This window comes from Meiothermus ruber DSM 1279, from assembly GCF_000024425.1.
GTDB classification, from domain to species: domain Bacteria; phylum Deinococcota; class Deinococci; order Deinococcales; family Thermaceae; genus Meiothermus; species Meiothermus ruber.
In genome coordinates this window covers 2,927,684-2,952,947 of sequence record NC_013946.1, presented here as the reverse complement: position 1 = coordinate 2,952,947, position 25,264 = coordinate 2,927,684, and the positions used below count along the sequence as shown (strand labels likewise).

The following is a 25,264-nucleotide window of genomic DNA, read 5'->3' as shown; positions in this document are numbered from 1 at the left end:
CGAGGCCAGACATCTGAGGGCAGAAGCCACCAACCTTGGGGAAAGCCCAGGAAGAGTAAAGGATGCTGTCGTAGCAGTGTCAGAGAGCGTCTGGCACTAATGACCGTAGTACTGCATTACGGCTTGGACTAGGGAGCAATAAATTTGTACTTAATGTAAATAAAATATTTGCTATTGACTCAACTCAAAGCACTAACCTACGATGATTCTGGCTACCCCAAAATGTAGCCTGGACTATGGAGGTGCATTCAGCCATGTGTGTTTCGTCTTTTGGTCGTTGGTCGTTGGGCTAGTTTTGTTGCTGGTGGCGTGTGGGTCTCAACAAGCAAGCTGTGTACAGGATACTTTGACCTATGAAGCGGTTCCGGCATACATCGGGCAAGCACTCGCTGTAAATGCTTCGAAAGACGATCTAAATTTGACCCCCCAAACTGTTCAGAACAAATGGATTGTGTCTACCCTTATTCATGATCCGCTTATGCGTCCGGCTTTCTGGGCCAATTTGATAGTGGACGGTGAGCGCCCCAGCAGCTTTTGGCAATCTGTAAGCAACGCAAAAAATGACAGTTTGGTTTACTTGACCGGCGCTGCAACCAATCGAACCTTCCATAGCAGCCTTTTTCCAGTCGAGGTCTTCAAATCTGTTCATCAAACCTGTGGTGAGTGCCGGTTGGTTAAGTACGGGAATGGCCTGTATGCGGTCAGGGGCCAGGAATGGTTGGACGCTAAAGGAAACCGCCTCTCCGCGAGTGAAACCGACGCAATTAAAAAGAATTTTGCGGCGATTGCCAGCAGCGTTGAGCAAGGGGATATTCCAAAGAGAAATGGCGAAACGCTGGAAGCGACTATTGGACGAGTCACCCAACGGCGTGCCCTGGCCTACGACCTCGAGTGCGACCAATGACCCTGCCATGCACATTGGTAGCCAGTTTTTCAAAGACGGCGTTAGTAGCCAGGTCACAACCAGAAACGAATGCGTGAGCTGGTTTTTATGGTCATGTACTGTTAGGGTCGTAGAAGGTGAGCTGAATTTACTTAGGGATCTCGACTTCGGAAACTACCAGTGGATAAGTTCGTATATTGGTTGGCGGGAAAATCCAAACCAGAACTACAGCAACCCGCTGGCCGCGCCCAGCCAGCAAGGGACGGGCGTGTGGGGTGACTACGACTACCCCAGCCCAGTTTCCCGGGGCCTGATCACGGGTGACCAGTATGCGGGTGGACAATACCTTGTGGGCTGTGGGGCCATGTCGGTGGCCCGCTTGTTGGACTGGAGCAGGGCCGCGGGCAAACTTGGGAACAGCCGTGAGATTCGCCTTCCAAACAACAACCTAACCCCACACGGGGCTACAGTAACGGTAAGTAGTGCCGCAACCAAATCCGAGCAAGAAAAATTCATGCAGATGGTCTTTTGGCCGATTCGAGTGGGTGAAAAATACATCAATGGAGTTACACGGGATGTATATGCGGCCTGGCTGCCGGAGAAAATGGGCTCCTCGCACTTTGCAGGTCAGACCAGCACCAGCTTTTCAGGACTACTTAACGGAGGAAATGCTTGGCTGGCCGACAACAACTGGCCCGAGCGACTGACCGGGGTGTGGTCGCGGGACATTGACTTTCTCAGCCTTTCTATAATCCTGCCGCCAATTCTGAATTTTGTGTCCTGGTCACAGGCTACCTGGGGGGTGAATGGTATCCTCAAGGCCTCTATTGGCGCACCTCAGGGCAGTGAGATGCCGGCCATTGTGGGCTATCAGACCGATAACTCAATTCCGCTTATTGTGAACGGCGTTCGCTTCGGAAACGGCCACTTTGCGCTGGCCAAAAAGTTCAAAATTCTGGAGTACTGGGACTGGTCGGCGAACTATGCCGTTGTCAATATCAGTAATAGAACCGACCTCCCATACCACGCCCGCACCGGTGATGTGGATTACTGGAATAACAGCAACGTTGTTTTTCTGAGCGACTACTACGATATGTCCTTTGCGGCCTATCGGCTTTACAACCCAACAGCTTCTAACCCTGGCGATAACCCAACCCCACCTCCTGGGGACGGGCCGCGTGACTGAGGTGAGTATATGAGATTGCTCAAATTAGCCCTACTGGTACTCCTGCCGCTGCTCTCCGGCTGTCCATTCCCTGCTCCCGCACCAATTGCACCAGTTCTGTTCTACTTTCCGGAAAACCCGACCCTGTGCCCGGAGGGCATCCAGATCGAGGTGCGTGTGGCGCCGGGGGATAATGGTTACCTTTTTTCTCGCATCCTTTTGTTCAATCCGGGAAACTACCGGGAGCACAACGAAGAGGAGGTTCCTGCTGAATGGGAGCCTGACCCAAGAGTTGAGGGAGGCTATTCGGCGGTTCGGTTCCAGATGAACCGGCCTGCCACCAGCCCCTTGCGGGAGGAAGTTCTCGACCTCCCGCTGCCGCCGCAAGAAGAGTGGAGGGGTTTCTACCGATTTACGTATATGCCCCGTTATAACAGTAATAGGCTTCCTTTCCTCAAGTTGCAGTGCGGCAATGCTCCCCTTTTGGAGTATGCTAGCAACTCTTTCGATTGGGTGTTTGTAATTCTGGAAGACTCCGATGCTCCCAGCAAACTGCGGGTTTTGCAGTATGGCTTCCCCGATCTCGGGCCTTGACGCCGTATAGAGCGCTCTTCACAAACATTGAGCCACTCATACCGTTTTCGCTTGAATCCTTCACCGTTGGACGCAGTCAGAGGTGAAGGATTCAAGCCGACCGAAGGGAGTAGAAAAGCATTTCGGTAGTATCGTTTAGGCTTGCCGAAGTGAACGATACTGCCGAAATGCGTATCACAGCTTGATTGCTAAGTCCTGCACAGCACAGTTGCCTCCCGTCCGGGAGGCAACGGCTGTGAAGAGTGCGATAACCTGTTTCTGCGACTAGAATTATCTGGCTTCGTTCAGGGCCTGCTCGAGGCTGGCCTCCAGAATCTCCAGGCCCTTGCGGGCCTCGGCCTCACTCACCACCAGGGGCACCAGGCAGCGGATCACGTTGGCGTGCATCCCGGCCTTGAACAGAAGCAGGCCCTTTTCGCGGGCGACCTCGAGCAGCCGGTTGGTGAGCTGCGGGTCGGGGCTCTTGCTGCTGGGATCCTTGACCAGCTCCATGGCGATCATGGGCCCCAGGCCGCGCACATCACCCACTGCCTGGGGGAAGCGGGCCTGAATTTTGCGGAAGCCCTCGTGCAATAGCTCGCCCAGCTTCTGGGCTTTTTCCAGCAGGTTTTCCTGCTCGAAGATGTCCAGCACGGCCAGCGCGGCGGCGCAGGCCAGGGGGTTGCCCCCAAAGGTGCTGCCCAGCCCGCCCACCGCGGGTGCGTCCATAATCTCGGCCTTGCCCAGCACCCCCCCGATGGGCAGCCCGCCGCCGATGCTCTTGGCGAAGCAGATCAGGTCGGGCTCCACCTCGGCGTGCTCGATGGCCCAGAATTTGCCGGTACGGCCGATGCCGGTCTGTACTTCGTCGTCAATGAAGACGATGCCGTGCTTCTGGGTCAGGCTCCGCAGGGCCTTGAGGAAGGGCTTGGGGGCTGGTACAAAACCGCCTTCGCCCAGCTGCGGCTCGATGATGACCGCGGCCACCCGCTCGGGCTGAATCTGGGTATCGAAGACCTCGTGCAGGCCGTCCAGGGCTTTGCGGGTGTCGATCCCGTGGTACTCGTTGGGGTAGGGGGCGTGGTAGACCTCGGGGGCGAAGGGGCCAAAGTTCTGGCGGTAGGGGTTGGATTTGCCGGTCAGGGTCATGCCCATCAGGGTGCGCCCGTGGAAGCTACCACGGAAGGCGATCACGCCGGGCCGGTTGGTAAAGGAGCGGGCAATCTTGATGGCGTTCTCGGTGGCCTCCACGCCGGTATTCAGAAAGAAGGCTTTCTTGTCACCGGAGATGGGCGCGGTGGCCGCCAGCCGCTCGGCCAGCTCGATGTAGGGCTCGTAGGCTGCTCCAGGAAAGCAGGTATGCAGGTAGCGGCGCAGTTGCTTTTCCACCGCTTCCACCACCCTGGGGTGGTTGTGCCCCACGTTCAGCACCCCGATGCCGCCAAACCAGTCCAGGTACTCGTTGCCGTCCACATCCCAGATTTTGCCGCCCTCGGCGCGGGCCACCACGATGGGGTGCACCTGCGAGACGCCGCGGGGGACAATTTTGTGCCGCCGCTCGATGAGGGCTTGGTTTTTGGATGGGGTTTGGGTCATAGGCTTCCTCCAGACGCTTCCTAAAGTCTAAACCCCCAGACAGGCCTTGTGTACCCCGTGTAGAATTGCGCCATGCTCACCAAAGCCCTGCAAACCCTGGGCCTGCTCTTTTGGACGGGTTTCCTGGTCTACTTTACCGCCTACCTTTTCTCGCTCGGCTACCGGGTACAGAACCTGGCCCAGTGGGCCCTGATCGCCCTGATGTTCCTGGCCTGGGTGGCGGTATGGGTGGGGCATGGCCGCTGGCTGGGCTTGCTGGTGGGGCTGCAGCTTGGGCTGGTGGTGCTTTTGTACCTGCTGAGCCTCAGGCCTTAGATTGGGGTGAGGTGTCTTTATGAACACATCCCCGGTGCAGATGCTCTGGCCCACACCCATCCTGGTTCGTAGGTTTGAGGAGGCCGCAGCGGTGAACCCGGAACTCCTCCGCCTCTTCTACCGCGAACTGGGTGCGCAGGGCTTGCAGGGAACCGTCTACAGCAGCTCGGACGACATCCTGGTGCGCTACAACCACCCGGCCTTGCAGGCTTTGTTTGGCTTTATCTCCGACGCGGTCTTCGAAATTGCCCGCACCCTGAATGGGGCCATCTGGCAGCAGGCCGGGGTCAAAAACCTGCGTATGGAGATCGTGGGGGCCTGGTTCCAGATTCAAAACCGCTACGGCTTCCACGACATCCACAACCACGGCAACTGCTCGTGGTCGGGGGTTTACTACCTGCAGCTCGACCCTGTCCAGCAGCGGCGGCAGCACCCGGTGCTGGGGGCGCTCAACGGCATTACCCGCTTTTACGCCCAGCACCTCAACCTGCTGGGCGGGGCCCACATGGACATGGGCAACGCCTACCTCCAGCAGTCCACCTTCGACGTAACCCCCGAGGAAGGGGTGCTGGTGGTCTTCCCAAGCTGGCTACTGCACAAGGCCATGCCCTACGACGGCGAGCGCGACCGGGTGATTATCTCCTTCAACGCCCAGGTGCACGGCGAGCAGGGCGACAAGGCCTTCGAGTACGGCTTTCACTAGGGCAGCGGGAACTGCGAGGCGAAGGCCTTGACCTCGGCTCTGAGCTTTTCGGGGTCTTCGCCCTTCAGGGCCCGGTCGATCAGGTCGGCGATGATGGGCATGTGTTCTTCGGTCATGCCGCGGGTGGTGATGGCCGGGGTGCCGATGCGGATACCGCCGCCGTGGATGATTTTCTCGGTGTCGTAGGGCAGGGTGCTCTTGGAGATGGTGATGTGCACGGCGTCGAGCAACCTGGTGGCCTTGCTACCGTTGAGGCCCTGGGGGCGCAGATCCACCACGAAGAGGTGGTTGTCGGTGCCGCCCGAGACGATGCGGTAGCCGCGCTTTTGTAGCTCGGCGGCCAGGGTCTGGGCGTTTTTGATGATCTGGGCTGAGTAGGTTTTAAACGAAGGCTGCAAGGCCTCCCAGAAGGCCACCGCCTTACCGGCGATCACGTGCTCCAGAGGCCCCCCCTGGGTGCCAGGGAAGATGGAGCGATCGAGGATGGCGGCGACCTCGAGGTCGTTGCTCAGAAGCAGGCCGGAACGCGGCCCGCGCAAGGTTTTGTGGGTGGTGGAGGTCACGATGTGGGCATAGGGCAGGGGGGAGGGGTGCAGGCCCGCCGCCACCAGCCCCGCGATGTGGGCGATGTCGGCCATCAGGTAGGCCCCCACCTCGTCGGCGATCTCGCGGAAGGCCTTGAAGTCGAGGATGCGGCTGTAGGCGCTGGCCCCGCAGATAATCATTTTGGGTTTGTGCTCGAGGGCCAGGGCCCGCACGTCCTCCATGTGCAGCAGCTCATCCTCCGGGCGCACCTTGTACCCGATCACCTTGTAGTTGAGGCCGGAAAAGTTGACCGGGGAGCCGTGGGTGAGGTGGCCGCCGTGCGACAGATCCATGCCCAGCACGGTATCGCCGGGCTTGAGCAAGGCCGTGTAAACCGCGATGTTGGCGCTGGAGCCGGAGTGGGGCTGCACGTTGGCCCAGGCCGCCCCAAAAAGCTGCTTGGCCCGCTCGATGGCCAGGGCTTCCACCTGATCCACCACCTCGCAGCCGCCGTACCAGCGCTTGCCGGGGTAGCCTTCGGCGTACTTGTTGGTGAGCACGCTACCCACGGCTTCGCGCACCTGGGCCGAGGTGAAGTTTTCCGAGGCAATGAGCTCGAGGCCGTTGCGCTGGCGCGCTTCTTCCTGGCGGATCAGGTCGAAGACCAGCTCGTCGCGGGGAGGGGTTTCGGGCGCCTTGATCACGCCCCAAGTATAGCAATATCAAAACGCCCGCTAAATCCGGTAGACTGGTGTTATGAGCGTTTTGGGGCGCATCTCTTTGGTCTTGGGGCTGATTCTACTGGTTGTGGCGATTATCCTGGCCACGATGAATTTCATCACCATTCGCGACTACCTGGTGGCCCTTACGGCCCAGCGCAGCCGCGACTTTTACAACGTGAACCCCCGCCTCTGGATTACCTATCTGGTGGTGTTTGGCTCGGGCCTGTTCTTGGGTCTGGGTCTGGTCTGGAGCTGGATGGCCCGTCGCCGCAACCACGCGGTTGAATAAGCCGTGATTGGCTATCTCTACGTGCTGGCCGCCGCCTGCTTGTGGGGGCTTCTGGGGGTGGTCTCGCGCTGGGCCTTCGAGCAGGGGGTGAGCCCCCTCGAGGTGGCCTTCTGGCGGGCTGCCCTGGGCGCGGTGCTTTTTGGGTCGCAGGCGGTGCTGATACAAAAAGTTCGCCTCGAGCGCGCCGACGCCGGGGCGGTGCTGGGCTTTGGGCTGGTGGGCATCTCGCTTTTCTACGGGTCTTACCAGCTCGCCATCGGAAGCGGCGGGGCGGCCCTGGCCGCGGTGCTGCTCTATACAGCCCCGGCCATCGTGGCCCTGCTCTCCTGGCTGTTTTTGCGCGAGCCCATGGACGCCCACAAGGTGGGGGCGGTGGGCCTGACCCTATTGGGCGTAGCCCTGGTCAGCCTGCAAGGGGGCGGGGTCAGGGTTACGCCGGCGGCGGTGTTCTGGGGCCTGCTCTCGGCCCTGACCTATGCCACCCACTACCTGTTTGGCAAGCTCTACCTGAACAAATACAGCACCCCCACGGTGTTTTTGTACGCGCTGCCGGTGGGGGCGCTGGGGTTGCTGCCGTTTGTGCACTTTGCGCCCAAAAACGCCGAAGCCTGGACGGCCATCGCCTTCCTGACCGTGGCCTCGACTTTTTTCGCGGTCACGCTTTATTTTGCCGGCCTCCGGCGCCTGGAGGCCACCCGGGCCTCGGTGGTGGCGACCATCGAGCCGGTGGTGGCGGCCCTGACAGCCTGGCTGTGGTGGGGCGAGCGCTTCAGCCTGCTGGGCTACCTGGGGGCCGGGCTGGTGCTGGCGGGGGTGGTGTGGATGGTGCTCAGGCCGCAGACCGGTGCTACGCCTCTTCGTCCGACTGCAGGGCCTGAACGTCCTCGAGGTCTTTAGGTCGCCCGGCAGCAATTTTTAGAAGTGACCAGATCGTCGAGCGATGCCACGTAAAAACTTTGGCCCTGGTAGGCCATGGTGGTTTTGCGCTCCCAGGCGGTATCGAAGTGCAGGCCCGGTGTGTGGGTCTGCACGTCAATGCGGATGCGGTCTTTGAAAACGGTGATGTCGTTGCTCAGTATTTCTTCCGGGCAGCAGAAGCAATTCCAGCCTCATATAGGGCATCTAGCAGTTTTGCTGCATTTTCCGGCGTTGCCTCTATTAGTAGGCCGAGGTCGAAAGTGGCCCTGGGAACGCCATACAAAACTGCGGCGATACCACCGATGACCACATACCTGACGTCATGGGCGTTCAACGACGCGAATACGTTTTTGAGGAGATGCAGCATCGTCCTTGGCCGCCTTCGCAAGCGCGCTGGGATTATTTTGCAGGATGAGATCGGTCATCATCACCAGGTAATCCATCCGCTCCTCGAGCGTCAGGGAGCGGAACCAGCGGGCCTTGGCCTGCAGGGTTTCCTCTGCGCGGTCATGGGAAACGCTCCCCCTCACATTCTGGATTGTATCAAGAAGCCCTCGAGCCCAGAAACGTCTTGTAGGCTGGAGTGACGAGGGACTGGTTTAGAGGTAGACGATGCAAGGACGTAAGTGGGCTTTACTGTGGCTGCTGCTTCTGGGCTTCTCCTGGGCCCAGCAGAGAGTTCCCGTCACCTTCACCTACGACCCCCCCTACGGCCTCGAGGTGCGCTCGGTGAGCCTGCGCGGTAGCTTCAACAACTGGGCCGAGCTGCCCATGCAGAAAACCGAGGACGGGGTCTGGCAGGTCACGGTGGAGCTGCCGCCGGGTCCCATCCAGTACAAGTTCTTCATCAACGGGCAGTGGCCCAAAAACATGTGCGAGGACGAGACCTTCGGTACCCCGCAGGTGGACGCCGAGGCTGAAGGCTGCACCGACGACGGCCAGGGCGGGAAAAACGCGCTGCGGGAGGTGGGGCGGGTGGCCGATGCGCCCACCGATAGCGGCGGGCTGGCCTTCGAGCACGACCCCAGCCAGCCGCGCTTCGTCTCGCAGGCGGCGGGCCGCCTGTCGGTGCGCTTCCAGGTGCCGGCGGGTAGCATCCGCTCGGCGGTGCTGCGGGCCGACCGCGACCACCCCTTTACCCTGCAGCTGAGCGCGCCCGAGGGAGAAACCTGGCGGGTGGCCCTGCTGTCCACGCTCCGGCAGTACCGCATTGAGGTGGTGGACAAAGACGGCCAGGAACACACCTTTGGCCCCTTCGAGGTGCCGGCCCGGGTTTTCCGGGCGGTGGACTGGGTGGCGGGGCGGGTGGGGTATCAGATCTTCCCCGAGCGCTTCTGGAACGGCGACCCCCGCAACGACCGCCGGGCCCTGGAGGCCACCCAGGCCCGTTTCGACCAGACCTGGAGCGGCCGGCCCCCCTACCTCTCGCGCTGGAGCGACCCGCCCGGCGACTACCACTGCTGCCAGCAGTACTACGGCGGCGACCTGGCCGGGGTGCTGGAGCGCCTGCCGCACCTGCGCGCGCTGGGGGTGAACCTGATCTACTTCAACCCCCTTTTCGATTCGGGCTCGGCCCACGGCTACGACACCCACGACTACGTGCGGGTCTCGCCCAAGTTTGGCGACAACGCCCTGCTCAAGCGCCTGCTGGCCGAGGCCCGGCGCCAGGGCATCCGGGTTATCTTCGACTTTGTACCCAACCACACCGGCCTGGGGCACTGGGCCTTTCAGGATGTGGTGAGGAAAGGGCCCGAATCGCGCTACTGGGACTGGTACTTCATCCGCCGGTGGCCCTTCACCCCCGGCGATGGCCGCGCCTATGTGGGCTGGGCCGACCTGGGCAGCCTGCCCAAGCTCAACACCGCCAACCCCGAGGTGCAGGACTACCTGATCCGGGTCTCCAGGTTCTGGCTCAACTTCGGCTTCGACGGGATTCGGGTGGATGTGGCCAACGAGATCTCCACCGAGTTTGTGCAGAGATGGCGGGCCGAACTCAAGGCCCTGAAGCCCGAGGTGTACCTGGTGGGCGAGGTCTGGGATCTGCGCCCGCAGTATCTGCAGGGCGACCAGTTCGACTCGCTGATGAACTACACCCTGGGGCGCGGGGGCTCGCCCCCGGCCATGGGGGGTATTCTGGGGTTTGCGAAGGGAGGCCCTTTGCAGAGCGGGGCGCGCGTGCTGGGCGAGCTGGCCCGGGTCTACGCCGCCTACCCCGAGGCGGTGGCCGCCATGGGCTTCAACCTGATCGGTTCCCACGACACCCCCCGCGTCCTGACCGACCTGGGCGGGGGTGGTTTGCGCGACACCCCCGGCCCGGAAGCCCTGGCCCGGCTGCGGCTGGCCTCGGCCATGCTCTATGCCCTGCCGGGGGCCTCGGTGATCTTCCAGGGTGAGGAGTGCGGTTTTACCGGCGAGCGCGGGGTGTGGCCCGTCAACGAGCTGTACCGCTACCCGTTGCAGTGGGAGAGGTGCCGCGCCGATGTACTCGAGCACTACCGCTTGCTGGGCCGCCTCAAGGGCCAGCTCAAAGCCTTCCAGAGCCCGCTTTTCCGCACCTACCTGGGTGAGGGCACGCGCCTGGCCTTTTTGCGGGGGGAGCCGGGGGTGGGCGAGGTGCTGGCGGCCTTCAACAACGGCCTCGAGGCCGCTTCGCTGCCCCTGCCCCCCGGCCAGTGGCGCGATGCGGTGGAGGGGCGGGTCTACCAGGGGCAGGTGCTTTTAGCCGGGCTGGGGTGGCGCTACCTCGAGCGGGTTCGCTAGGGAATTAAAGCCCATCTCGAACCTGTCTAAATGCCAGGTATGCCGGTCTGGCCGGTACTCCAGCACCGCATAGCCCAGGTCGGCGAAAGAGAACCTGAGGCTGGGCGTACCGTTGCTGGGGGAAAGGCCAAAAATGGCCCACAGCGCACAGTTGAGGATTTTCCCATGAGCCACCACCAGGTACGAGCCCGCACCCCGGTTCACCAGGTTCTGAACCGCTCTGGCGGCGCGGGTATAGGTTTCCCACTCGCTTTCCCCGCTGCCATCGTATGGCTTTTCGTAAGGGCTGCGAAAAAGGGGCCTAGGGAAGCGCTGTTCGGCTTCCTCGTAGGGGAGACCGGCAATTTTGCCGTTGTCCTGCTCCATCCAGTCGGGGTCCAGCTCCAGCGGCACCCCCAGCCCTTCGCTCATCAGCTCTGCCACGGCGCGGGCCCGCTGGAGGGGGCTGGAGATGATGCGATCGAAGTGGAACTGCTTGGCGCGAAACTCCTCCAGGCGCTGCTGGGCCTGGGCCCGGCCCACCTCGGTAAGGGGGGCGTCGTAGCGGCCTTCGTGCACCCGCAGGTCGTCGCTCAGGGAGCGGCCATGACGCAGGAACGTGACCAGAACCCGACTCATGGGAGACAGGTTACCAGAGCTGGGGAAAAGCCCGCAGCCACAGGCTCAGGCTGAGGGTGGGCGTGGGGCCCCCCTGGGCGCTGAGCCCGGTGCTCAGCTCGAGGTCGGGCTGGCCCAGGGTATAGCGCATACTCAAAAGCCAGCGTGCGGGGTCGTCGAGCCGGAGATGGGCCTGGAGAACCCAGCTAGCCTCCTCTTGCGGAAGCAGCACCTGCCCGGCCAGGAAGTAGCCGGCGGGCTGTAGCGGCAAAAGACCGGCGTAGCCGCCCTCGAGCGTCCACACCCCCTCGCCCAGGCTGCCGCTCAGGCCCAGCGCGTAGCGGGCCTCGAGGGGCTCGAGCAAAAGCCAGCCCTCCCCGTAGATCACTACCTCCGCCACGGTGCCGCTGCCGCCCAGGCCCAGCACCCAGCGGGCGGGGTAAAGGGCGTGGGCCTCGAGCTCGAAGTCGCCGAACTCCTGCCGCAGGCTGAGCACCGGCAGCCACCGGCCCGCCTCTTCCAGCACCGCCAGGCGCAGCCGGCTGGCCTCGGGGTTCCAGCTAACCCGGGCCCCCCAGCGGCCCTGGCGGTTGCCCAGCGGGCTGAGGGGCTCGAGGCCATAGGGCAGGCTCAGGCGGGCGACCTCGAGGGGTAGCCGCTCGAGGCCCGCGCTCACATCCAGTTCGCCCTGGCGGTAGAGCGCGTACAGCTCGGTGAGGCCGGCCTCGGCGGTCACCGCGCGGGAAAGGTTCACCCCCGGATCGAGCACCAGTTGAAAGCGCAACGGTTGCAGGTCGTAGCGGGCCTCGAGGTGGGCCCCCAGGCCCCAGCTTGCGCTCGGCGGCAGGTGGCTGAAGACCAAAGCGGTGCTGAAGCGGAGCTCAAGCCGGGTCTCCAGGTTCTGGGCCAGCCCGGGCTGGCAGCCGCAGGCCAGCCACAGCCCCAGCAACCACGCATGGCTAGGCCGCAATCTGCCCATCCTCGAGCCGCACAATCCGGTCTACCCGCTCCAGGAGCCGGGGGTCGTGGGTGCTGAAGACAAAGGTGATGCCCTGCGCGCGGTTGAGGGTGCGCAGGTGCTCGATCAGGGCCAGGCCGGTTTTGGAGTCGAGGTTGGCGGTGGGCTCGTCGGCCAGGATGATTTTGGGCTGGGCGGCCAGGGCGCGGGCCACCGCCACGCGCTGCTGCTGCCCCCCGGAAAGCTGGTTGGGCCGGCGATGGGCAAAGTCTTTCATGCCCAGGGTCTCTAGCGCACGCAGGGCCTTTTCCTCGCGGGCCTCCCTGGGCTCACCGCGCAGCTCGAGCACAAAGGCCGCGTTCTCCAGCGCCGTCAGCACCGGAATCAGGTTGTAGGCCTGAAACACGAAGCCCAGGTTCCACAGCCGCAGGTGGGCCAGCCGGGCTTTGGAGAAGCCGTCTATGCGCATGCCATCCAGCCAGACCTCGCCCGCGGTGGGCCTGTCCAGGCCCCCCATCAGGTGCAACAGGGTGCTCTTGCCGCTGCCCGAAGGCCCGGCCAGGGCGGTAAACTCGCCCGGCTGTATCTCCAGGTTGACCCCCCGCAGGGCGGGCGTCTCTACAGTGTCCACCTTGTAGATTTTGGTTAGCTCCTTGACCTGCAAAACAGGCTTCATCTCCCACCTCTCTAAGCGGTAAAGCGCATGGCTTCCACCGGTTCCAGGCTGGCCGCAACCCTGGCCGGCCACCAGGCCGCCAGCAGGCCGGTAGCCAGGGCAAAGCCCAGGGTGATGGGGATGTCCCAGGCCCGGAGGCTCAAATAGACCGTCTCGGGCAGGCCAAAGGCCCCACCCACCTCGCCGTAGAGGGCCTCGAGCGAGAACCCGCCCGAGAGGGCGGCAATCAGCAGCAGGCCCAGTCCCCCGCCCACCAGAGCGCCGCTTGAGCACAAAAGCAGGCTTTCCAGCACCACCATCCGCGTAACCTGGGCCGGCCCGGCCCCCAGCGCCACAATCACACCCAGCTCACGGGTGCGCTCGAGCAGGCTCAGGTAGATGGTGTTGAGCACCAGCAGCCCCGCCAGCCCGAAAAACAGCGCGGCGAAAATCAGAACCAAAGGGGTTAGCAGGTCGAAGATCTGGGCAATGGCCGGGCTGGCCTCCTTCCAGCTTTCCAGGCGCAGGCCCGGCCCCAGTTGCTGGGCCAGTTGGGCCTGGATGGGCCCAAGCTGGGCATCCTGGGCGTAGCGGGTGAAAGGAAAGTGCAGCTCGATGCGGGTGGCGCTGCCCGGCGCGGCCAGCTCCTGGGCCGCCGCCAGGGAGAGGTAGGCGCTGCGGGCCTCAACAGCCGGGTCGGGGAAGCGCAGCAGCCCCACCAGCCGGTAGGCCGCCGCCCCCCGTCCAAGGGTGCCGGGGGCGTACACGTAGACCGGGTCGCCCAGCCGCAGCTTGAGGGCTTTGGCCAGGGCCTGCCCCAGGGCGATGCCCTCGAGGTCGCCCACTGCCGGTAGCGCCCCTTCCACCAGATGCTGCTGGATAAAGCGCTGGCGCAGCTCGGGCGGGCGCTGGTCGCCCAGGAGCAGGGCCCCCCTCGAGCGGGTCTCGCCGGCGATCAGGGCGGGAACCTCGAGGGCGATGACCCTGGCGGCCTGGGTTTTCTGTGCCAGCTGGGCCTCCACCCCGGCGGCGTCTGGGATCAGCAGGTCGCGGAACTCGCGCTTGTCCCGGTAGCCCTCCACCCGCACCTGCAGATGCCCCACCGAGGCCGTGAGGTTGTTGTAGATGCCGTTTTCCATGGCCCCCAGAAAGCTCAGGTAAACCAGGGTGAAAAACACCGCCAGCCCCACCGCGCCGGCCGTCATCAGGCTGCGGCTGCGGTGCCGCCAGAGGTTGCGCCAGGAAAGACTCAGGAGATTGAACATAACCCCCTCGCTCTAACAGCCGGCCTCGAGCGCCCGCACCGTAAAACAGCCCTCGGGGATGGGCACGCCAAACCGATAGTTGCTGTAGACCACCTGGGTGCGGTGCCCCGGACGTAGCAGATCCTCCACCGTGACCTGGGTGGGGAAGCTGCGCCCCCCGGCCTGAACCCACTGGGCAAAGGTTATTTTGCGCACCGCCTGGCCGCGCTGGTCGTAGTAGATCACCTCGCGCGGGGCAAAGCCCGGTTTGCTGGCCCGCAACACCAGCTTGCCGTAGGGGGTAGGGGCCTGGGGCCTGGGGAGAAGCTCCAGGGTGATCTCGCTCTCGCTCTCCGCCTCGACTTTGGGGGTGAAGTCTTGCTCGAGGTCGCGCCCGGCCAGGTCGCTGTAGGAAAGGTCGGAGCCCAAAAAGCTATCGCTGCGCCCGCTGGGGGGCAGCCGCAGAACCCGCTTGAGGGTGGGGTTGTACAACTGAATGTTGTCCCCCACCCGCAAAAAAGCCTGCCCGGCCTCCCTGGGTGGGGCTTTGACCCAGGTGATGGCCCGCTCGTTGCCGTCCGAGGCTACCTCGAGCACCAACTGGGTCTGGCGCTCCGGGCGGGTGATGCTCAGGATGAGGGTGGCCCGCAGACTGCCCCCCCGCTGGTTGTCCACCACGGCCTTGAGCACGGTCTGGGGGTCGGTGGCAGCGTTGCTTGGCCCCAGCCCGAGCAAACATAGAAGCAACAAAAATCGTAGGTTCATCCAGGGCCTCCGGTTTACTCCGTTCGCATAGCCTCGGCGGGGTTGAGGGCCAGCACCCGCCGGGCCGGAATCAGAATCGAGAAAAGCGCGGCCAGGGCAATGGTCAGGGCTGCGTACAGCGCATACAGGGGGCTCTGGGCGGTGTAGATTTCGCTGCCGGTGCCCAAAATCTCCCAGGCCGCCCCATAGCTGGCAAAAACAGGCCCCAGCACGTTCTGAGTGGCCATCCAGTAATTGAGCGCATAGCCCAACACCAGCCCTAAAGCCCAGCCCAGGCTGGTGGCAAACACCGTCTCGAGCGTGACCATGGCCGCCAGGCGCGGAGGGGTCATGCCGATGGCCCCCATCATGCCGAACTCGCGGGTGCGCTCGAGCACGCTCACCAGCACCGTGCTGGTCACGGCCAGGGCAGCAAACAGCGAGAAAATCATCCCAATCAAAAAGGTGGAGCTCTGTTTGGTGCCAATGGCCGAGGAGAGCCCGCCCAGCAACTGGGTCAGGTCGTAGGCCCGCAGGTTCTCCGGCAGCACCGGTTGCAAAGCCTCGGCAATCCGGGCCTCCTGGCCCCGGGTTACGTCCAGGGCTACCCCGGTGGCGGTTTGCAGGCCGGTGAGCACCCGGGCGTCCTGGATATGCACCAGTACTGTGCCCCGGTCTACCGGAGCAATGCCCGATTTCACCAGCCCCACCACCTGCAACCCCAGGGCCTGTGGCCCGGCCAGCGCCGAGGTGTCCAGCACCACCCGCTCCCCCAGCCGCGCGTCCAAGCGCTCGGCCAGTTGCTGTCCCAGCACCACCTCACCAGGCTGCTCCAGCATGCGGCCCTGGGCAATGGCGCCGGGTAGGTTGCTCACCCGGGCCTCGAGCAGGGGATCTACCCCTCGAGCCCGCACCGCATCGGCGGTGTAGGCCGAGCGAATCAAAGCGGGGAACTCGAGGCGCGGGGCCGCGGCCTTGACGCCGGGCTGGGCCTCCACCCGGGGCAAAAAATCCAGGCTGGGCAGGCCCTGCTCGGGGTCGGGGTCTTCGAAGTATTGTGGGGTGGTGATGAGGGCCGGTGCGCTCAGGAAGCGGGCGTTGCCCACCTGCACCGACTGGGTAAAGCCGTCCTGCACCCCCCAGAACAGTATGGTGGTGATGGTGGCATAGGCCACCACCAGCACCAGCAGCCAGGTGCGCCGCCGGTGCCGCCAGAGGTTGCGCCAGGCCAGCCGGGGCAAGGCTGTGGCGACGCGGGTTTGGACTGTCATCAAAACCCCCTTGGTTCAACGGCCTGGCTTGGGTTTGCTTCCATGCTTGCGGCGCTGCTCCAGTCGCTCGAACATGCCTTTCAGCTCCTCTTCGAAAAAGCTATAGATCTGGTACATCTCCAAAAGCCGCTCACTTCGCTCCGGCGGTGCATTTTCCATCAGTTGCAGCCCCTTTTCGGCCAGTTTTTTGTAGGTAACCAGGCTGGCCAGGCCGTTTTTGACGCGCTCGGTCCAGATGCCGGGGCGCACGCGGTAAAAATCGCTCCGGGCCCCGCGCTTGGGCACTTTTTCGATCAGGTGCATCTGGGTGAGCAGCCGGGTCATGGTGCTGATGGAGGCCTTACTCACACCCAGGGTGGCGACCAGCTGAGCAGCGGTCTGTTCGGGGGGGTCGCAGACCATCAGCCAGCCCAGGATTCGCCCGGCTATCCGCGGGAGCCCCGCAGCTTCGTAGGCCAGGGCGAACTCCTCGACAAAATCGTGCAGGGCATCGGACATGGCTCGAGTTTAGAAAGTTTTGTAAGTTTAGTCAATACTGAATAAAATAATTACAAAGGAAACGGGGTGAGGTTGCACCCCGTTTCGGACGCAGGACTGGCCGGTCAAGTGGCCGTTCGGGGGGTTCCCAGCCAGTCGTAGATCAGCACCACCGCAGCGATCAGGTTGACCACGGTATTCCAGCCGCCGGTGGGCAGGCCCAAAAAGCTGCTGCTGAAGAACCCAATGAGGGCCAGCGCGGCGTAGACCAGGCCGATCACCGCGGCCATCATGTGGGCCAGGCGGTCGCCGGTAAAGTAGCCATACAGCAGGGCTACGGCGGTAATCAGATAGACGATGGCCAGGCTGGTGTTGCTGGGAATAAACCCCAGAATCAGGCCGTTGGGCGCGAAAAACAGACCCAGGGCGGCCAGCAGGGCAAACACCAGTCCCATGAAAAGGTCAATTCTTTGCGCCGTCATATGTCCTCCTTACACCTTGGCAGGGGTCTTGATGGGGATGGCTTTGGCGGGGGTGGTCTCGCTCTTGGGCAGGGTGAGCGTCAGCACACCGTTCTCGAACACCGCCTCGGCTTGATCGGTCAGCACCTCGCTGGGCAAGGTTACCGAGCGCTCAAAGCGGGTGTAGCGGTGCTCACGCAGGTGGTAGTTGCGCTCTTTCTTTTCTTCCTCCTTCTTGGCCTCGCCGTAGATGCGCAGGACGTCGCCGCGCACTTCAACCTTGATGTCCTCGGGTTTGAGGCCGGGAATCGAGGCTTTTACCACGATGTTGTTGCCTTCTTCGTAGATGTCGAGCGGCATGGTTGCCGCTTCTTTGTCGAGGAATGGAAACTCACGACGGAACGGGCTTTCGTCAAACAAGCGCTCGATTCCCCGCCGCATGTGATCCATCTCGCGCCAGGGGTCGAAACGAGCCAGCATACACATGCCTCCGGTCTTTTGGCGTGGGTGGCTGCGCGCCAGCTTGGAACCTGGGCCTATCCTCTGGTATTCCGAGCTGCCACCTAACCCGAAACCCAGAGGCGCTTACCGCCGAGCATGGGCTCCGCCGGACGCTGCTCGAGAGCGTGTCTTTGAGGGCCCATAGCCGCTTGGGTTACATGACACCCTCTTTCTTGAAGATAAACGGCCGTTGTTACCAAACCATTACCAGCGAGGGAGTCCGGCCAGACCGCCCAGTTCCTTGTGCAGTCGCGCCTCGGCAGGCCCTCGCACAAACTCGAGCCGGGTGCCATAGGCGGCGACCAGTTCGGGCAGCACCCGCTTTAGCTCGACTTCTTCGGGCTGATCGGCGCCGTGCGCCTGGGCCGCCGCAGGGTTGCTGCTAACCCAGCCATCCGGGGCGCGGTAGACCCTGCCCTGGGGGTTCCAGGGGGCTACCAGCAGGTACAACGCGCCCTGCTGTAGGAGCTCGAGGGTCTGATCCAGCCCGCCCACCCCCCGTTCGACCAGCTCGTCCAGGAGCTTGTTTTCCCGCTCGCGCTCGAGGGGTTCCAGCACCTCCTGTACCCGCTTCAGCACCTCGCCAGCCTGGGCGCTGGGGGTCGGCAGGGAAGGGAGGGTGGCAACGACCCGCTCACGCAGCCGGCGGGGCAGCAGTTCTTTGAACACCTCTACCTCGGCTTTGGGCCCCATCAGCACCAGCCGCTGGATGCTGCGCTCGTTTACGGTCTGCTCCAGGAGCGTGGTCAGCCGTTTGTAGAAGCGGTGTGTCCAGGCCTCGAGCCGGCGCTGGAAGCGGTCGGTGTCGGCGGCCGCCCGATGGACACCGCCCTGCGCGTAGCGACGGCCCGGGCTGTCCTGGGTGAGCTGCTTCCACTCCTGGGGCCCCACCGCCCGGAAGGCCCCCGGCAGCTCCTCAACCTCGCCCAGGAACACCTCGAACATGCGCCATTTTTCGCTATCAATATAGACCACCCCCACCCGCTCGTACTCGTCAAGCATGTACAGAATAGGAGTCAGGTAGGGCTCGCCCCAGCGGGCTTCGGCGCCCTGAACGAGGGGCAGCTCAACTTGTAGGTCATAGGCCTCCATCCAACCCTGGGCGGCAAAGACCACCCGGCTACGGGCCTGGGGCGGGCTCTGTTCGAGCGCCTCCAAAACCTTTTTGCCAACCTCGGGCGGGGCCTGGGTGGCCGCAATGGCTTCGCGGGCCCGCAACAGGTAAGCCTTGCCCTGGTTGTCGGGGTTGGCCGGGTTCACATCCAGGTACAGCGACAATACCGGTGCAGCCCTTGGGGCTACAAAATCACGGATGTAGTGGGTCACCTCTTGCGTTAGCATAGCCACCTCCTAGCCCGATTCAACCTTCCACCGATTACCTAGCCACTACGGCTGGCCTGCGCGCCTTGTGCGCTGAATCAGGCTGCGTGTCCTTGCAGGAGCAGGCTGTGCTGCTCGAGGGGTTGCCTCCGCTTGATGCGCTCGGCCAGGGCCTGGGTTTCGGGCATGGGGGTGTCCCCCAGCTCTTCGCGCAGGAATTTCACGAAACGGCGATAGTGCTCAATAGCACCATAGCGGTCGCCCGCCGCGGCCAGGCACCACATCAGGCGTTGGTGGTAGTTCTCGCCCAGGTAGGGGTCTTTTTTGAGCGCTTGCTGGATGTACCGGGCGGCTTTGCCCCAATCGGAGTGGTCTTGGTAGATGAGGGCGACCTCCAGCAGGGCCTGCACATAGGCAGCTTTGTGTTCCTCGCGGGCCTGGGAGACCCAGTTGTTGGCAAACCCCGGCAGGTAATCGCCCTGGTACAGGGCGATGGCTTTTTGGTAGGCTTCCAGGCGGTCTGCATCGCAGCTTGCGCGCCGACCTTCGGCCAGGGCCTGGTAAAAGTTATACAGATCGGTGCTTTGCAAAATCGGGTCGCTCAAGCGGTAGCGTCCGTGGTCTTCCTGGATGGCTGTGGGGTTTTGCAGGGCGCTACGAACCCGAAAGAGCGTTACCCGGAAGCGGTTGTTGGCCGCTGGGTCGAGGTCGAGGCCCCACAGAGCCTCGAGGATCTCCGCCTTGCTCCTGCCCTCCGGATACGAGAGCAGGTAAAAGAAGAGTTCTTCGGCGGTATGAGCGTGCCAGATGGCAGGACGGCCTGCGACCAGAACCTCCACCCGGCCCAAGGTGCGTACCTGAAGCCCAGGCGGAGCCTGTTCCAAACGGTACGACATCCTTTTCATGCCTTAATTGTACGCCACTCCCAGCGCCGCTTCATCCGCCAAAAGGAGTAGCGGGGCTGTGCTCTGTAACAGGCTGGTAATGCCCTGGCGGCAACCTAAGCCCAGGGGGAGGTGTTTGTGCTGCGCCACATTCTGGTTCCGGCAGGGCTGGGGGTGGGCAGTCGGGCGGCTGTCCGGTATGCGCTGGAGCTTTCTCGCTGGCTGGGCTGCAAGATAACGCTTTTGCACGTGCTCGAGCGCCCCGAGCCCTTGATCGTCGAGACCCTGACCAGGATGGCCCAAGGGGCGCGCCACCCGCCCACGGTACTGCTGGTCGAAGCCCAGGGCCAGAGCATCGGGGCGGTGGTGGCCCAAACCGCCCAACAGATCTGCGCCGACCTGATTGTGATCGGTCGCCGGGATGCCGCGCAGCAAGCCCCAGAAGGGCTGGGGCTGGTGGCTCGGAGCATACTGGCCAGCGCCAAAGTACCCGTGCAGGTGGTGCCCAATCTCGTGATGGCGCAACGTAAACCCTGGCTCCAGCGCTTTGCAGACGGGGTGCTCGAGATTTGAACATAGCCCTGGGGCAGGGGTGGCGCCATTTTGGGCTGGGGTCAAGGCCATCGAAAAGGGCGGGAAGCCGGTAGACTCTTCTTCGTGCGGCGAGACCTGTTGTTGGGACTCCTCTACCTGAACCTGGCTACGCTGTTCTGGGGCAGCACCTTTGTGCTGGTGAAGGATGGCCTGCAAACCCTGGGGCCGGGGCAGATCAACTTTGTGCGCTTTGTCATTGCCATGCTGGTTTTCCTGCCGTTTTTGTTCCGGCGTGATGCCCGGCTGTGGTGGGCGGGCCTCGAGCTCGGTGTGATGCTCTTTGTGGCTTACCTGACCCAGACTGTGGGCCTGCAATACACCACAGCCAGTCGCAGCGCCTTCATCACCACACTGTATGTGGTGGCCCTGCCCATGCTGCTGGGGCTGCTGGGGCAGCGCCTGGGCTGGCCCATCTGGCTGGCGGCCGGGCTGGCGGTGGCTGGGGTGGGGCTCCTGTCCTACGACGGCTCACCGCCCAACCCGGGCGACCTCTGGACGCTGGGAACCGCCCTGGCCTACGCCCTGTACATCTGGCGTCTGGAGCTATTCGCCCGACGGTTCTCAACCCTGCCGCTGACGGGCATTCAGATGCTCACCGTTGCGCTTTTGTCGCTGGTTTGGATGCTGTGGGAAAAGCCGGTATGGAACACGGCCGACTTCCCTTACTTTTCGCTGCTGTACCTGGGCCTGGTGGCCTCGGCGCTGTGTATCTGGTTGCAGGCCCTGGGGCAGCGGCGGGTTCCAGCCCCCCAGGCAGCGGTGATCTTTACCCTCGAGCCCGTGTATGCGGCGGCTTTTGCCTATATTTTGCTGGGTGAGCGGCTGGGCTTGCAGGGCCTGATTGGGGCTGGTCTGATTGTTGCGGCCACCCTGATCAGCCAGCTAAGAAGCCCCAAGCCCTATCCTGAGCAGGTAACCCCAGAGGTGTGATACCGTTTCCGCTTGAATCCTTCACTGTTGAACGCAGTCAGAGGTGAAGGATTCAAGCCGACCGAAGGGAGTAGAAAAGCATTTCGGTAGTATCGTTTAGGCTTGCCGAAGTGAACGATACTACCGAAATGCGTATGACCTGGCCCAGGTTTTTGTCTGGCGACAGGGCCGCCTCGAGGCTTGTATATTGTGCAGGATGAAACTTTCGTATCCCCCTGCCCCCACCGCAAAGGTGGTCGAGGAGCTGCACGGGGTGCAGATTCCCGACCCCTACCGCCCCCTCGAGGATCCCCAGGCTCCCGAGACCCGGGCCTGGATCGAGGCCCAGAACCGCCTGACTTTTGGCTACCTCGAGCAGATTCCCTTGCGGGAGACCCTCCGGCGGCGGCTCGAGGAGCTCTGGAACTACCCCCGTGTGGTGAGCTTCTTCAAGCGCGGGGGCCGCTACTTTAGCCTGCGCAACGACGGTCTGCAGAACCAGAACGTGCTGTATGTGCAGGAGCACCTGGAGGCGGCCCCCCAGGTGCTGCTCGACCCCAACACCCTCTCTGAGGACGGCACGGTGGCCCTGAGCAACTATGCCGTCAGCCGGGATGGGCGCTACCTGGCCTACGCCCTGAGCAAAAGCGGTTCGGACTGGCTCACCTGGAAGGTGCGCGAGGTGGCAACGGCCCAGGATCTGCCCGACGAGATCCGCTGGAGCAAGTTCAGCAGCGCAGCCTGGCTGCCCGATGGCAGCGGGTTCCTCTACAGCCGCTACGACGAACCCGCCGAGGGCACCGACTACACCGGGGCCAACTACTTCCAGAAGGTCTATCTGCACCGCTTGGGCACCCCCCAGCAGCAGGACGTGCTGGTCTACGAGCGGCCCGACCAGAAGGAGTGGGGTTTTCAGGCCTTTGTAACCCACGACGGGCGCTACGAGTGCCTGCACGTGTGGCGGGGCACCCACCGCGAGAACCTGTTTTTCTACCGGCCCCATGGCTCGGAGGAGCCCTTTGTTGAGCTGGTGGGCGAGTTTGTGGCCTCGTTTGAGTTCATCCGCAACCAGGGCTCCCGCTTCTACTTCAAGACCAACCTGGAGGCCCCCCGGGGCCGGGTGGTGGTGGTGGATGTGGCCCAGGGGGGGCTGGAGACCCTGGAGACCCTGGTGCCCGAGGGCGAGGATACCCTGAGCTTTGCCGAGCCCGCCGGGGACGGGCTGGTGCTGGGCTACCTGCACCACGCCAGCCACCGGCTGGAGCTGGTGGACCTCGAGGGGCGCCCCAGGGGCCGCCTGCCCCTGCCCACGCTGGGTATGGTGCCGCTGGTGGCGGGCGAGGAGGACGACCCTGAACTCTTCTACGGCTTCACCTCTTTTTTGTACCCCCTTACCCTCTACCACCACCACCTGCCCACCGGCCAGACCCGGCCCCTTTTCACGCCGCCCCTGCAGTTCGACCCCAGCCTTTACGAGACCCACCAGGTGTTTGTGCCCAGCCGGGATGGTACGCGCATACCCCTGTTCCTGGTGCACAAAAAAGGGCTCCAGCTCGACGGACAGAACCCCACCTTGCTGTATGGCTATGGGGGCTTCAACATCCCCATGACCCCCGCCTTCAACCCAGGGCGGCTGGTCTGGCTCGAGCAGGGCGGGGTGTTTGCCCAGGCCTGCCTGCGCGGGGGTGGTGAGTACGGCGAAGACTGGTACCGGGCCGGCACTTTAGAGCGCAAGCAGAACGTCTTTGACGACTTTATCGCCTGCGCCGAGTGGCTCATCGCCCAGGGCTACACAAAGCCTCAGCGGCTGGCCATTCAGGGGGGCTCCAACGGGGGGCTGCTGGTGGGGGCGGCCCTCACCCAACGCCCCGAGCTGTTTGGGGTGGCGCTGCCGGCGGTGGGGGTGCTGGATATGCTGCGCTTCCACAAGTTCACCATTGGCTGGGCCTGGGTCTCGGATTACGGCTCGCCCGACAACCCCGAGCACTTCCGCTCCCTGCGGGCCTACTCGCCCCTGCACAACCTGAAGCCCGGCACCCACTACCCGGCCACCCTGATCACCACCGCCGACCACGACGACCGGGTGGTGCCCGCGCATTCCTTCAAGTTCGCGGCGGCCCTGCAGGCGGCCCAGGGCGGCCCGGCCCCCATCCTCATTCGCATCCAGACCAAGGCCGGGCATGGGCTGGGCAAGCCCACCCGCATGCTGATCGAAGAGCAGGCCGACATCTACGCCTTTACCCTGCATCAGATGGGCCTGGCCTAGCCGAAGCGGCCTGCAGCAGGGCCAGCACCTCCTCGTCCGAGGTCTGGGGAAAATACTCGTACCACAGGCCGACCGCTTGAAAGAAGGCCGGGGTTTCCAGGCAGACCACCTCGTCTACCAGCGCCTGGATTTCCGCCACCGTATCGGGCGGGGCCACCGGTACGGCCACCACCAGCCGGGCGGGGTGGTGTTGTCGGGCTGCGGCGATGGCGGCCTTCATGGTGGCCCCGGTGGCCAGCCCATCGTCCACCAGCAGAACGGTTTTGCCCTTCAGGTCGGGGAAAGGCCGGTTGCCGCGGTACAGTCGCTCGCGGCGCTGTAGCTCGGCTTGCTGCTGTTGCTCGACGGCGGCCAGGGTGTCGGCCGAGACCTGCAAACTGTCCACAATCTCCTGGTTGAGCACCCGCCCCCCGCCCGAGGCGATGGCCCCCATGGCCAGCTCCTCGTGGCCGGGGGTGCCGAGCTTGCGCGCCACCCAGACATCCAGGGGTGCGCCGAGCCGTCGGGCCACCTGAAAGGCCACCGGCACGCCCCCTCGAGGTAAACCAAACACCAGCAGCTTGGGCTGCCGGCCGTAGCCCAGCGCCACCAGCCGCTCAGCCAGCAGCGCACCGGCCTGGTTGCGGTCTTTGAAGGGTTTCATGGCGGTCTCCCATTCATGCACAACCTTACACCCAGCCATTATCAGCGGATTAAACCTTGAATTCGCACTTTGCTAACGCGCTATACTGCCTTGAATGCCATCCGTGTGGAGCCTTACGCTTCCTATTACGCCCGCCTTCTGGAATCTGGCAAACCTAGGAAGGTTGCCCTAACTGCTATAGCTAACCGCCTAGCTCGCGCTGCGTGGTCTGTTTGCATCCGTCAATAGCCTGCTGCACGGTGTTTGTCGTTTCCCTCTTGACAGCTTTCCTATGGTAGTCTGCTTCAGGTGAGCCAGATTCGGGCCGAACACCTCTCCAAGTTCTATCCGGTGGCCCTCAAAGAGCCTGGTTTTGTGGGCACCCTCCGGCACTTCCTCAAGCGCAGATACCGGCAGGTCGAAGCCGTCAAAGACGTCTCCTTCCAGATTGAACCGGGAGAGATGGTGGGCTTTTTGGGGCCCAACGGGGCCGGCAAAACCACCACCCTCAAGCTTTTGTCGGGCCTGATTTACCCCAGCGCGGGGCGGCTCGAGGTCGCCGGACACCAGCCCTTCAAACGGGAGCACGCCTTCTTGCGCAAGATTACCCTGGTGATGGGCAACAAGCAGCAGCTGATCTGGGATCTGCCGGCGGCCGATAGCTTCCGGGTCAACGCCGCGGTGTACGAGATTCCCGAGGGCGAGTTTAAGAAGCGGGTGGCCGAGCTAAGCGAGATGCTCGCGCTCGAGGGCAAGCTGAACCAGCCGGTGCGCAAGCTCAGCCTGGGCGAGCGCATGAAGGCCGAGCTGCTGGCCGCGCTCTTGCACCGGCCCCAGGTTCTGTTTCTGGACGAGCCCACGCTGGGGCTGGATGTGAACGCCCAGGTGGCGGTGCGGGAGTTTTTGCTCGAGTACAACCGGCGCTACCGGGCCACCATCCTGCTCACTAGCCACTACATGGCCGACATCACCGCGCTGTGCGAGCGGGTGCTGATGATTCACCAGGGCCGGCTCATCTACGACGGGGGGTTGGAGGGTTTGCTCGAGCGCTTCGCCCCCTACCGCGAGGTGCACATTCAGCTCGGAAAACCCATCGAAAAAGACCGTCTGGAACAGTTCGGTGAGGTGCGGGCTTGGGAGGGGCTCGAGGCCCGGCTGCTGGTGCGGCGGGAAGACCTGGTCAACCGGGTGAGCCGGATGCTGCACGAACTCCCCATAGACGACCTGGAAGTGCGAGAGCCGGCCATCGAAGAGGTGATCGGGCGGGTTTTTGCCGATACCCGATTGGTGACCGATAGTTAGGAGGGTGCCC

At 63.4% G+C, this 25,264-nt stretch carries 27 protein-coding genes; 12 read left to right on the top strand and 15 right to left on the bottom strand.

The annotated features are described in order from the left end of the window. Positions 1-202: 202 nt before the first annotated feature. From MRUB_RS15850 to MRUB_RS14650, 3 genes are read left to right on the top strand one after another with little or no spacing between them, the layout of a single operon-like run. Positions 203-904 (top strand): hypothetical protein, encoded by a 702-nt coding sequence (locus tag MRUB_RS15850; protein WP_013015161.1) that lies wholly within the window; start codon positions 203-205, stop codon positions 902-904. Next, positions 825-2,069, top strand: a complete 1,245-nt coding sequence (locus MRUB_RS14655) for a hypothetical protein (protein ID WP_241476943.1) — start codon at positions 825-827, stop codon at positions 2,067-2,069. Before MRUB_RS15850 ends, MRUB_RS14655 begins: the two co-directional genes overlap by 80 nt. Before the next feature lie 9 nt (positions 2,070-2,078). Further along, a complete protein-coding gene (locus MRUB_RS14650) occupies positions 2,079-2,642 on the top strand; it encodes a hypothetical protein (RefSeq protein ID WP_013015159.1) in 564 nt (187 codons plus the stop codon). Positions 2,643-2,912: 270 nt separating this feature from the next. Here the strand turns inward: MRUB_RS14650 and gabT are convergent, their stop codons facing one another. Next, positions 2,913-4,217: a 4-aminobutyrate--2-oxoglutarate transaminase gene (gabT, locus tag MRUB_RS14645; protein ID WP_013015158.1), complete on the bottom strand. Its 1,305-nt coding sequence runs from the start codon at positions 4,215-4,217 to the stop codon at positions 2,913-2,915. Positions 4,218-4,289: 72 nt separating this feature from the next. On the opposite strand from gabT, the gene MRUB_RS14640 reads away from it, so the two are divergent. Beyond that, positions 4,290-4,532, top strand: a complete 243-nt coding sequence (locus tag MRUB_RS14640; protein WP_013015157.1) for a hypothetical protein — start codon at positions 4,290-4,292, stop codon at positions 4,530-4,532. Between the two features lie 19 nt (positions 4,533-4,551). Further along, the gene (locus MRUB_RS14635) at positions 4,552-5,235 is read left to right on the top strand and encodes a putative 2OG-Fe(II) oxygenase (RefSeq protein ID WP_013015156.1); all 684 of its coding nucleotides are present in this window, start codon (positions 4,552-4,554) and stop codon (positions 5,233-5,235) included. On the opposite strand, the gene glyA is transcribed toward MRUB_RS14635, so the two are convergent. Then, positions 5,232-6,464 carry a serine hydroxymethyltransferase gene (gene glyA, locus MRUB_RS14630; RefSeq protein ID WP_013015155.1) on the bottom strand — a complete coding sequence of 411 codons (1,233 nt, stop codon included), beginning with the start codon at positions 6,462-6,464 and terminating at the stop codon, positions 5,232-5,234. The genes MRUB_RS14635 and glyA overlap by 4 nt on opposite strands. A gap of 52 nt (positions 6,465-6,516) precedes the next feature. Between glyA and MRUB_RS14625 the strand changes: the two genes are divergently transcribed. Beyond that, on the top strand, positions 6,517-6,771 hold the full coding sequence (locus MRUB_RS14625; protein WP_013015154.1) for a hypothetical protein: 255 nt from the start codon (positions 6,517-6,519) through the stop codon (positions 6,769-6,771). Positions 6,772-6,777: 6 nt separating this feature from the next. Then, positions 6,778-7,668, top strand: a complete 891-nt coding sequence (locus MRUB_RS14620; protein WP_235438265.1) for a DMT family transporter — start codon at positions 6,778-6,780, stop codon at positions 7,666-7,668. Between the two features lie 341 nt (positions 7,669-8,009). Here the strand turns inward: MRUB_RS14620 and MRUB_RS14615 are convergent, their stop codons facing one another. Further along, entirely contained in the window at positions 8,010-8,219 is a 210-nt protein-coding gene (locus MRUB_RS14615; protein ID WP_015586631.1) for a hypothetical protein, read from the bottom strand. A gap of 82 nt (positions 8,220-8,301) precedes the next feature. Here MRUB_RS14615 and MRUB_RS14610 point away from each other — a divergent pair, with 82 nt between their 5' ends. Continuing rightward, positions 8,302-10,449 (top strand): alpha-amylase family glycosyl hydrolase, encoded by a 2,148-nt coding sequence (locus tag MRUB_RS14610; RefSeq protein ID WP_013015152.1) that lies wholly within the window; start codon positions 8,302-8,304, stop codon positions 10,447-10,449. Here MRUB_RS14610 and MRUB_RS14605 read toward each other — a convergent pair. From MRUB_RS14605 to MRUB_RS14555, 11 genes are all read right to left on the bottom strand, one after another. Continuing rightward, entirely contained in the window at positions 10,408-11,067 is a 660-nt protein-coding gene (locus MRUB_RS14605) for a histidine phosphatase family protein (RefSeq protein WP_013015151.1), read from the bottom strand. The two genes, MRUB_RS14610 and MRUB_RS14605, sit on opposite strands and share 42 nt — an antisense overlap. A gap of 10 nt (positions 11,068-11,077) precedes the next feature. Beyond that, on the bottom strand, positions 11,078-12,025 hold the full coding sequence (locus tag MRUB_RS14600; RefSeq protein ID WP_013015150.1) for a hypothetical protein: 948 nt from the start codon (positions 12,023-12,025) through the stop codon (positions 11,078-11,080). Continuing rightward, positions 12,006-12,680: an ABC transporter ATP-binding protein gene (locus tag MRUB_RS14595; protein ID WP_013015149.1), complete on the bottom strand. Its 675-nt coding sequence runs from the start codon at positions 12,678-12,680 to the stop codon at positions 12,006-12,008. The genes MRUB_RS14600 and MRUB_RS14595 overlap by 20 nt, the downstream gene beginning before the upstream one ends. 11 nt (positions 12,681-12,691) lie before the next feature. After that, entirely contained in the window at positions 12,692-13,924 is a 1,233-nt protein-coding gene (locus MRUB_RS14590; protein WP_013015148.1) for an ABC transporter permease, read from the bottom strand. A gap of 12 nt (positions 13,925-13,936) precedes the next feature. Continuing rightward, positions 13,937-14,668, bottom strand: coding sequence for an outer membrane lipoprotein-sorting protein (locus MRUB_RS14585; RefSeq protein ID WP_013015147.1), 732 nt, complete (start codon positions 14,666-14,668; stop codon positions 13,937-13,939). Positions 14,669-14,682: 14 nt separating this feature from the next. Continuing rightward, positions 14,683-15,918 carry an ABC transporter permease gene (locus MRUB_RS14580; RefSeq protein WP_013015146.1) on the bottom strand — a complete coding sequence of 412 codons (1,236 nt, stop codon included), beginning with the start codon at positions 15,916-15,918 and terminating at the stop codon, positions 14,683-14,685. A 15-nt stretch (positions 15,919-15,933) separates the two neighbouring features. After that, on the bottom strand, positions 15,934-16,416 hold the full coding sequence (locus tag MRUB_RS14575) for a GbsR/MarR family transcriptional regulator (RefSeq protein ID WP_013015145.1): 483 nt from the start codon (positions 16,414-16,416) through the stop codon (positions 15,934-15,936). A gap of 104 nt (positions 16,417-16,520) precedes the next feature. After that, positions 16,521-16,877 (bottom strand): DUF4383 domain-containing protein, encoded by a 357-nt coding sequence (locus MRUB_RS14570; RefSeq protein WP_013015144.1) that lies wholly within the window; start codon positions 16,875-16,877, stop codon positions 16,521-16,523. A gap of 9 nt (positions 16,878-16,886) precedes the next feature. Continuing rightward, positions 16,887-17,336 (bottom strand): Hsp20/alpha crystallin family protein, encoded by a 450-nt coding sequence (locus tag MRUB_RS14565; RefSeq protein ID WP_013015143.1) that lies wholly within the window; start codon positions 17,334-17,336, stop codon positions 16,887-16,889. A gap of 225 nt (positions 17,337-17,561) precedes the next feature. Further along, on the bottom strand, positions 17,562-18,698 hold the full coding sequence (locus MRUB_RS14560; protein ID WP_013015142.1) for a VLRF1 family aeRF1-type release factor: 1,137 nt from the start codon (positions 18,696-18,698) through the stop codon (positions 17,562-17,564). A gap of 77 nt (positions 18,699-18,775) precedes the next feature. Then, positions 18,776-19,582 (bottom strand): AfsR/SARP family transcriptional regulator, encoded by an 807-nt coding sequence (locus MRUB_RS14555; RefSeq protein WP_013015141.1) that lies wholly within the window; start codon positions 19,580-19,582, stop codon positions 18,776-18,778. 117 nt (positions 19,583-19,699) lie between these two features. On the opposite strand from MRUB_RS14555, the gene MRUB_RS14550 reads away from it, so the two are divergent. The 3 genes from MRUB_RS14550 to MRUB_RS14540 all read left to right on the top strand — a co-directional run bounded on the left by MRUB_RS14550 (position 19,700) and on the right by MRUB_RS14540 (position 23,330). Beyond that, on the top strand, positions 19,700-20,134 hold the full coding sequence (locus MRUB_RS14550; RefSeq protein WP_013015140.1) for a universal stress protein: 435 nt from the start codon (positions 19,700-19,702) through the stop codon (positions 20,132-20,134). Between the two features lie 84 nt (positions 20,135-20,218). Further along, positions 20,219-21,085 (top strand): DMT family transporter, encoded by an 867-nt coding sequence (locus MRUB_RS14545; RefSeq protein ID WP_013015139.1) that lies wholly within the window; start codon positions 20,219-20,221, stop codon positions 21,083-21,085. Between the two features lie 196 nt (positions 21,086-21,281). After that, entirely contained in the window at positions 21,282-23,330 is a 2,049-nt protein-coding gene (locus tag MRUB_RS14540; protein WP_013015138.1) for a prolyl oligopeptidase family serine peptidase, read from the top strand. On the opposite strand, the gene MRUB_RS14535 is transcribed toward MRUB_RS14540, so the two are convergent. After that, positions 23,302-23,973, bottom strand: a complete 672-nt coding sequence (locus MRUB_RS14535) for a phosphoribosyltransferase (RefSeq protein WP_013015137.1) — start codon at positions 23,971-23,973, stop codon at positions 23,302-23,304. The two genes, MRUB_RS14540 and MRUB_RS14535, sit on opposite strands and share 29 nt — an antisense overlap. 288 nt (positions 23,974-24,261) lie before the next feature. On the opposite strand from MRUB_RS14535, the gene MRUB_RS14530 reads away from it, so the two are divergent. Continuing rightward, entirely contained in the window at positions 24,262-25,254 is a 993-nt protein-coding gene (locus tag MRUB_RS14530) for an ABC transporter ATP-binding protein (RefSeq protein ID WP_013015136.1), read from the top strand. Positions 25,255-25,264: the final 10 nt, after the last annotated feature.

Excerpts from the sequence above, each read along its gene's own strand:
- MRUB_RS14600 (WP_013015150.1), bottom strand. The coding sequence starts at position 12,025 with ATGGGCAGATTGCGGCCTAGCCATGCGTGGTTGCTGGGGCTGTGGCTG.
- MRUB_RS14535 (WP_013015137.1), bottom strand. The coding sequence starts at position 23,973 with ATGAAACCCTTCAAAGACCGCAACCAGGCCGGTGCGCTGCTGGCTGAG.
- MRUB_RS14640 (WP_013015157.1), top strand. The coding sequence starts at position 4,290 with ATGCTCACCAAAGCCCTGCAAACCCTGGGCCTGCTCTTTTGGACGGGT.
- MRUB_RS14585 (WP_013015147.1), bottom strand. The coding sequence starts at position 14,668 with ATGAACCTACGATTTTTGTTGCTTCTATGTTTGCTCGGGCTGGGGCCA.
- MRUB_RS14590 (WP_013015148.1), bottom strand. The coding sequence starts at position 13,924 with ATGTTCAATCTCCTGAGTCTTTCCTGGCGCAACCTCTGGCGGCACCGC.
- MRUB_RS14605 (WP_013015151.1), bottom strand. The coding sequence starts at position 11,067 with ATGAGTCGGGTTCTGGTCACGTTCCTGCGTCATGGCCGCTCCCTGAGC.
- MRUB_RS14540 (WP_013015138.1), top strand. The coding sequence starts at position 21,282 with ATGAAACTTTCGTATCCCCCTGCCCCCACCGCAAAGGTGGTCGAGGAG.
- gabT (WP_013015158.1), bottom strand. The coding sequence starts at position 4,217 with ATGACCCAAACCCCATCCAAAAACCAAGCCCTCATCGAGCGGCGGCAC.
- MRUB_RS14565 (WP_013015143.1), bottom strand. The coding sequence starts at position 17,336 with ATGCTGGCTCGTTTCGACCCCTGGCGCGAGATGGATCACATGCGGCGG.
- MRUB_RS14575 (WP_013015145.1), bottom strand. The coding sequence starts at position 16,416 with ATGTCCGATGCCCTGCACGATTTTGTCGAGGAGTTCGCCCTGGCCTAC.
- MRUB_RS14635 (WP_013015156.1), top strand. The coding sequence starts at position 4,552 with ATGAACACATCCCCGGTGCAGATGCTCTGGCCCACACCCATCCTGGTT.
- MRUB_RS14655 (WP_241476943.1), top strand. The coding sequence starts at position 825 with ATGGCGAAACGCTGGAAGCGACTATTGGACGAGTCACCCAACGGCGTG.
- MRUB_RS15850 (WP_013015161.1), top strand. The coding sequence starts at position 203 with ATGATTCTGGCTACCCCAAAATGTAGCCTGGACTATGGAGGTGCATTC.
- MRUB_RS14580 (WP_013015146.1), bottom strand. The coding sequence starts at position 15,918 with ATGACAGTCCAAACCCGCGTCGCCACAGCCTTGCCCCGGCTGGCCTGG.
- MRUB_RS14610 (WP_013015152.1), top strand. The coding sequence starts at position 8,302 with ATGCAAGGACGTAAGTGGGCTTTACTGTGGCTGCTGCTTCTGGGCTTC.
- MRUB_RS14650 (WP_013015159.1), top strand. The coding sequence starts at position 2,079 with ATGAGATTGCTCAAATTAGCCCTACTGGTACTCCTGCCGCTGCTCTCC.
- MRUB_RS14570 (WP_013015144.1), bottom strand. The coding sequence starts at position 16,877 with ATGACGGCGCAAAGAATTGACCTTTTCATGGGACTGGTGTTTGCCCTG.
- MRUB_RS14595 (WP_013015149.1), bottom strand. The coding sequence starts at position 12,680 with ATGAAGCCTGTTTTGCAGGTCAAGGAGCTAACCAAAATCTACAAGGTG.
- MRUB_RS14625 (WP_013015154.1), top strand. The coding sequence starts at position 6,517 with ATGAGCGTTTTGGGGCGCATCTCTTTGGTCTTGGGGCTGATTCTACTG.
- MRUB_RS14555 (WP_013015141.1), bottom strand. The coding sequence starts at position 19,582 with ATGAAAAGGATGTCGTACCGTTTGGAACAGGCTCCGCCTGGGCTTCAG.
- MRUB_RS14560 (WP_013015142.1), bottom strand. The coding sequence starts at position 18,698 with ATGCTAACGCAAGAGGTGACCCACTACATCCGTGATTTTGTAGCCCCA.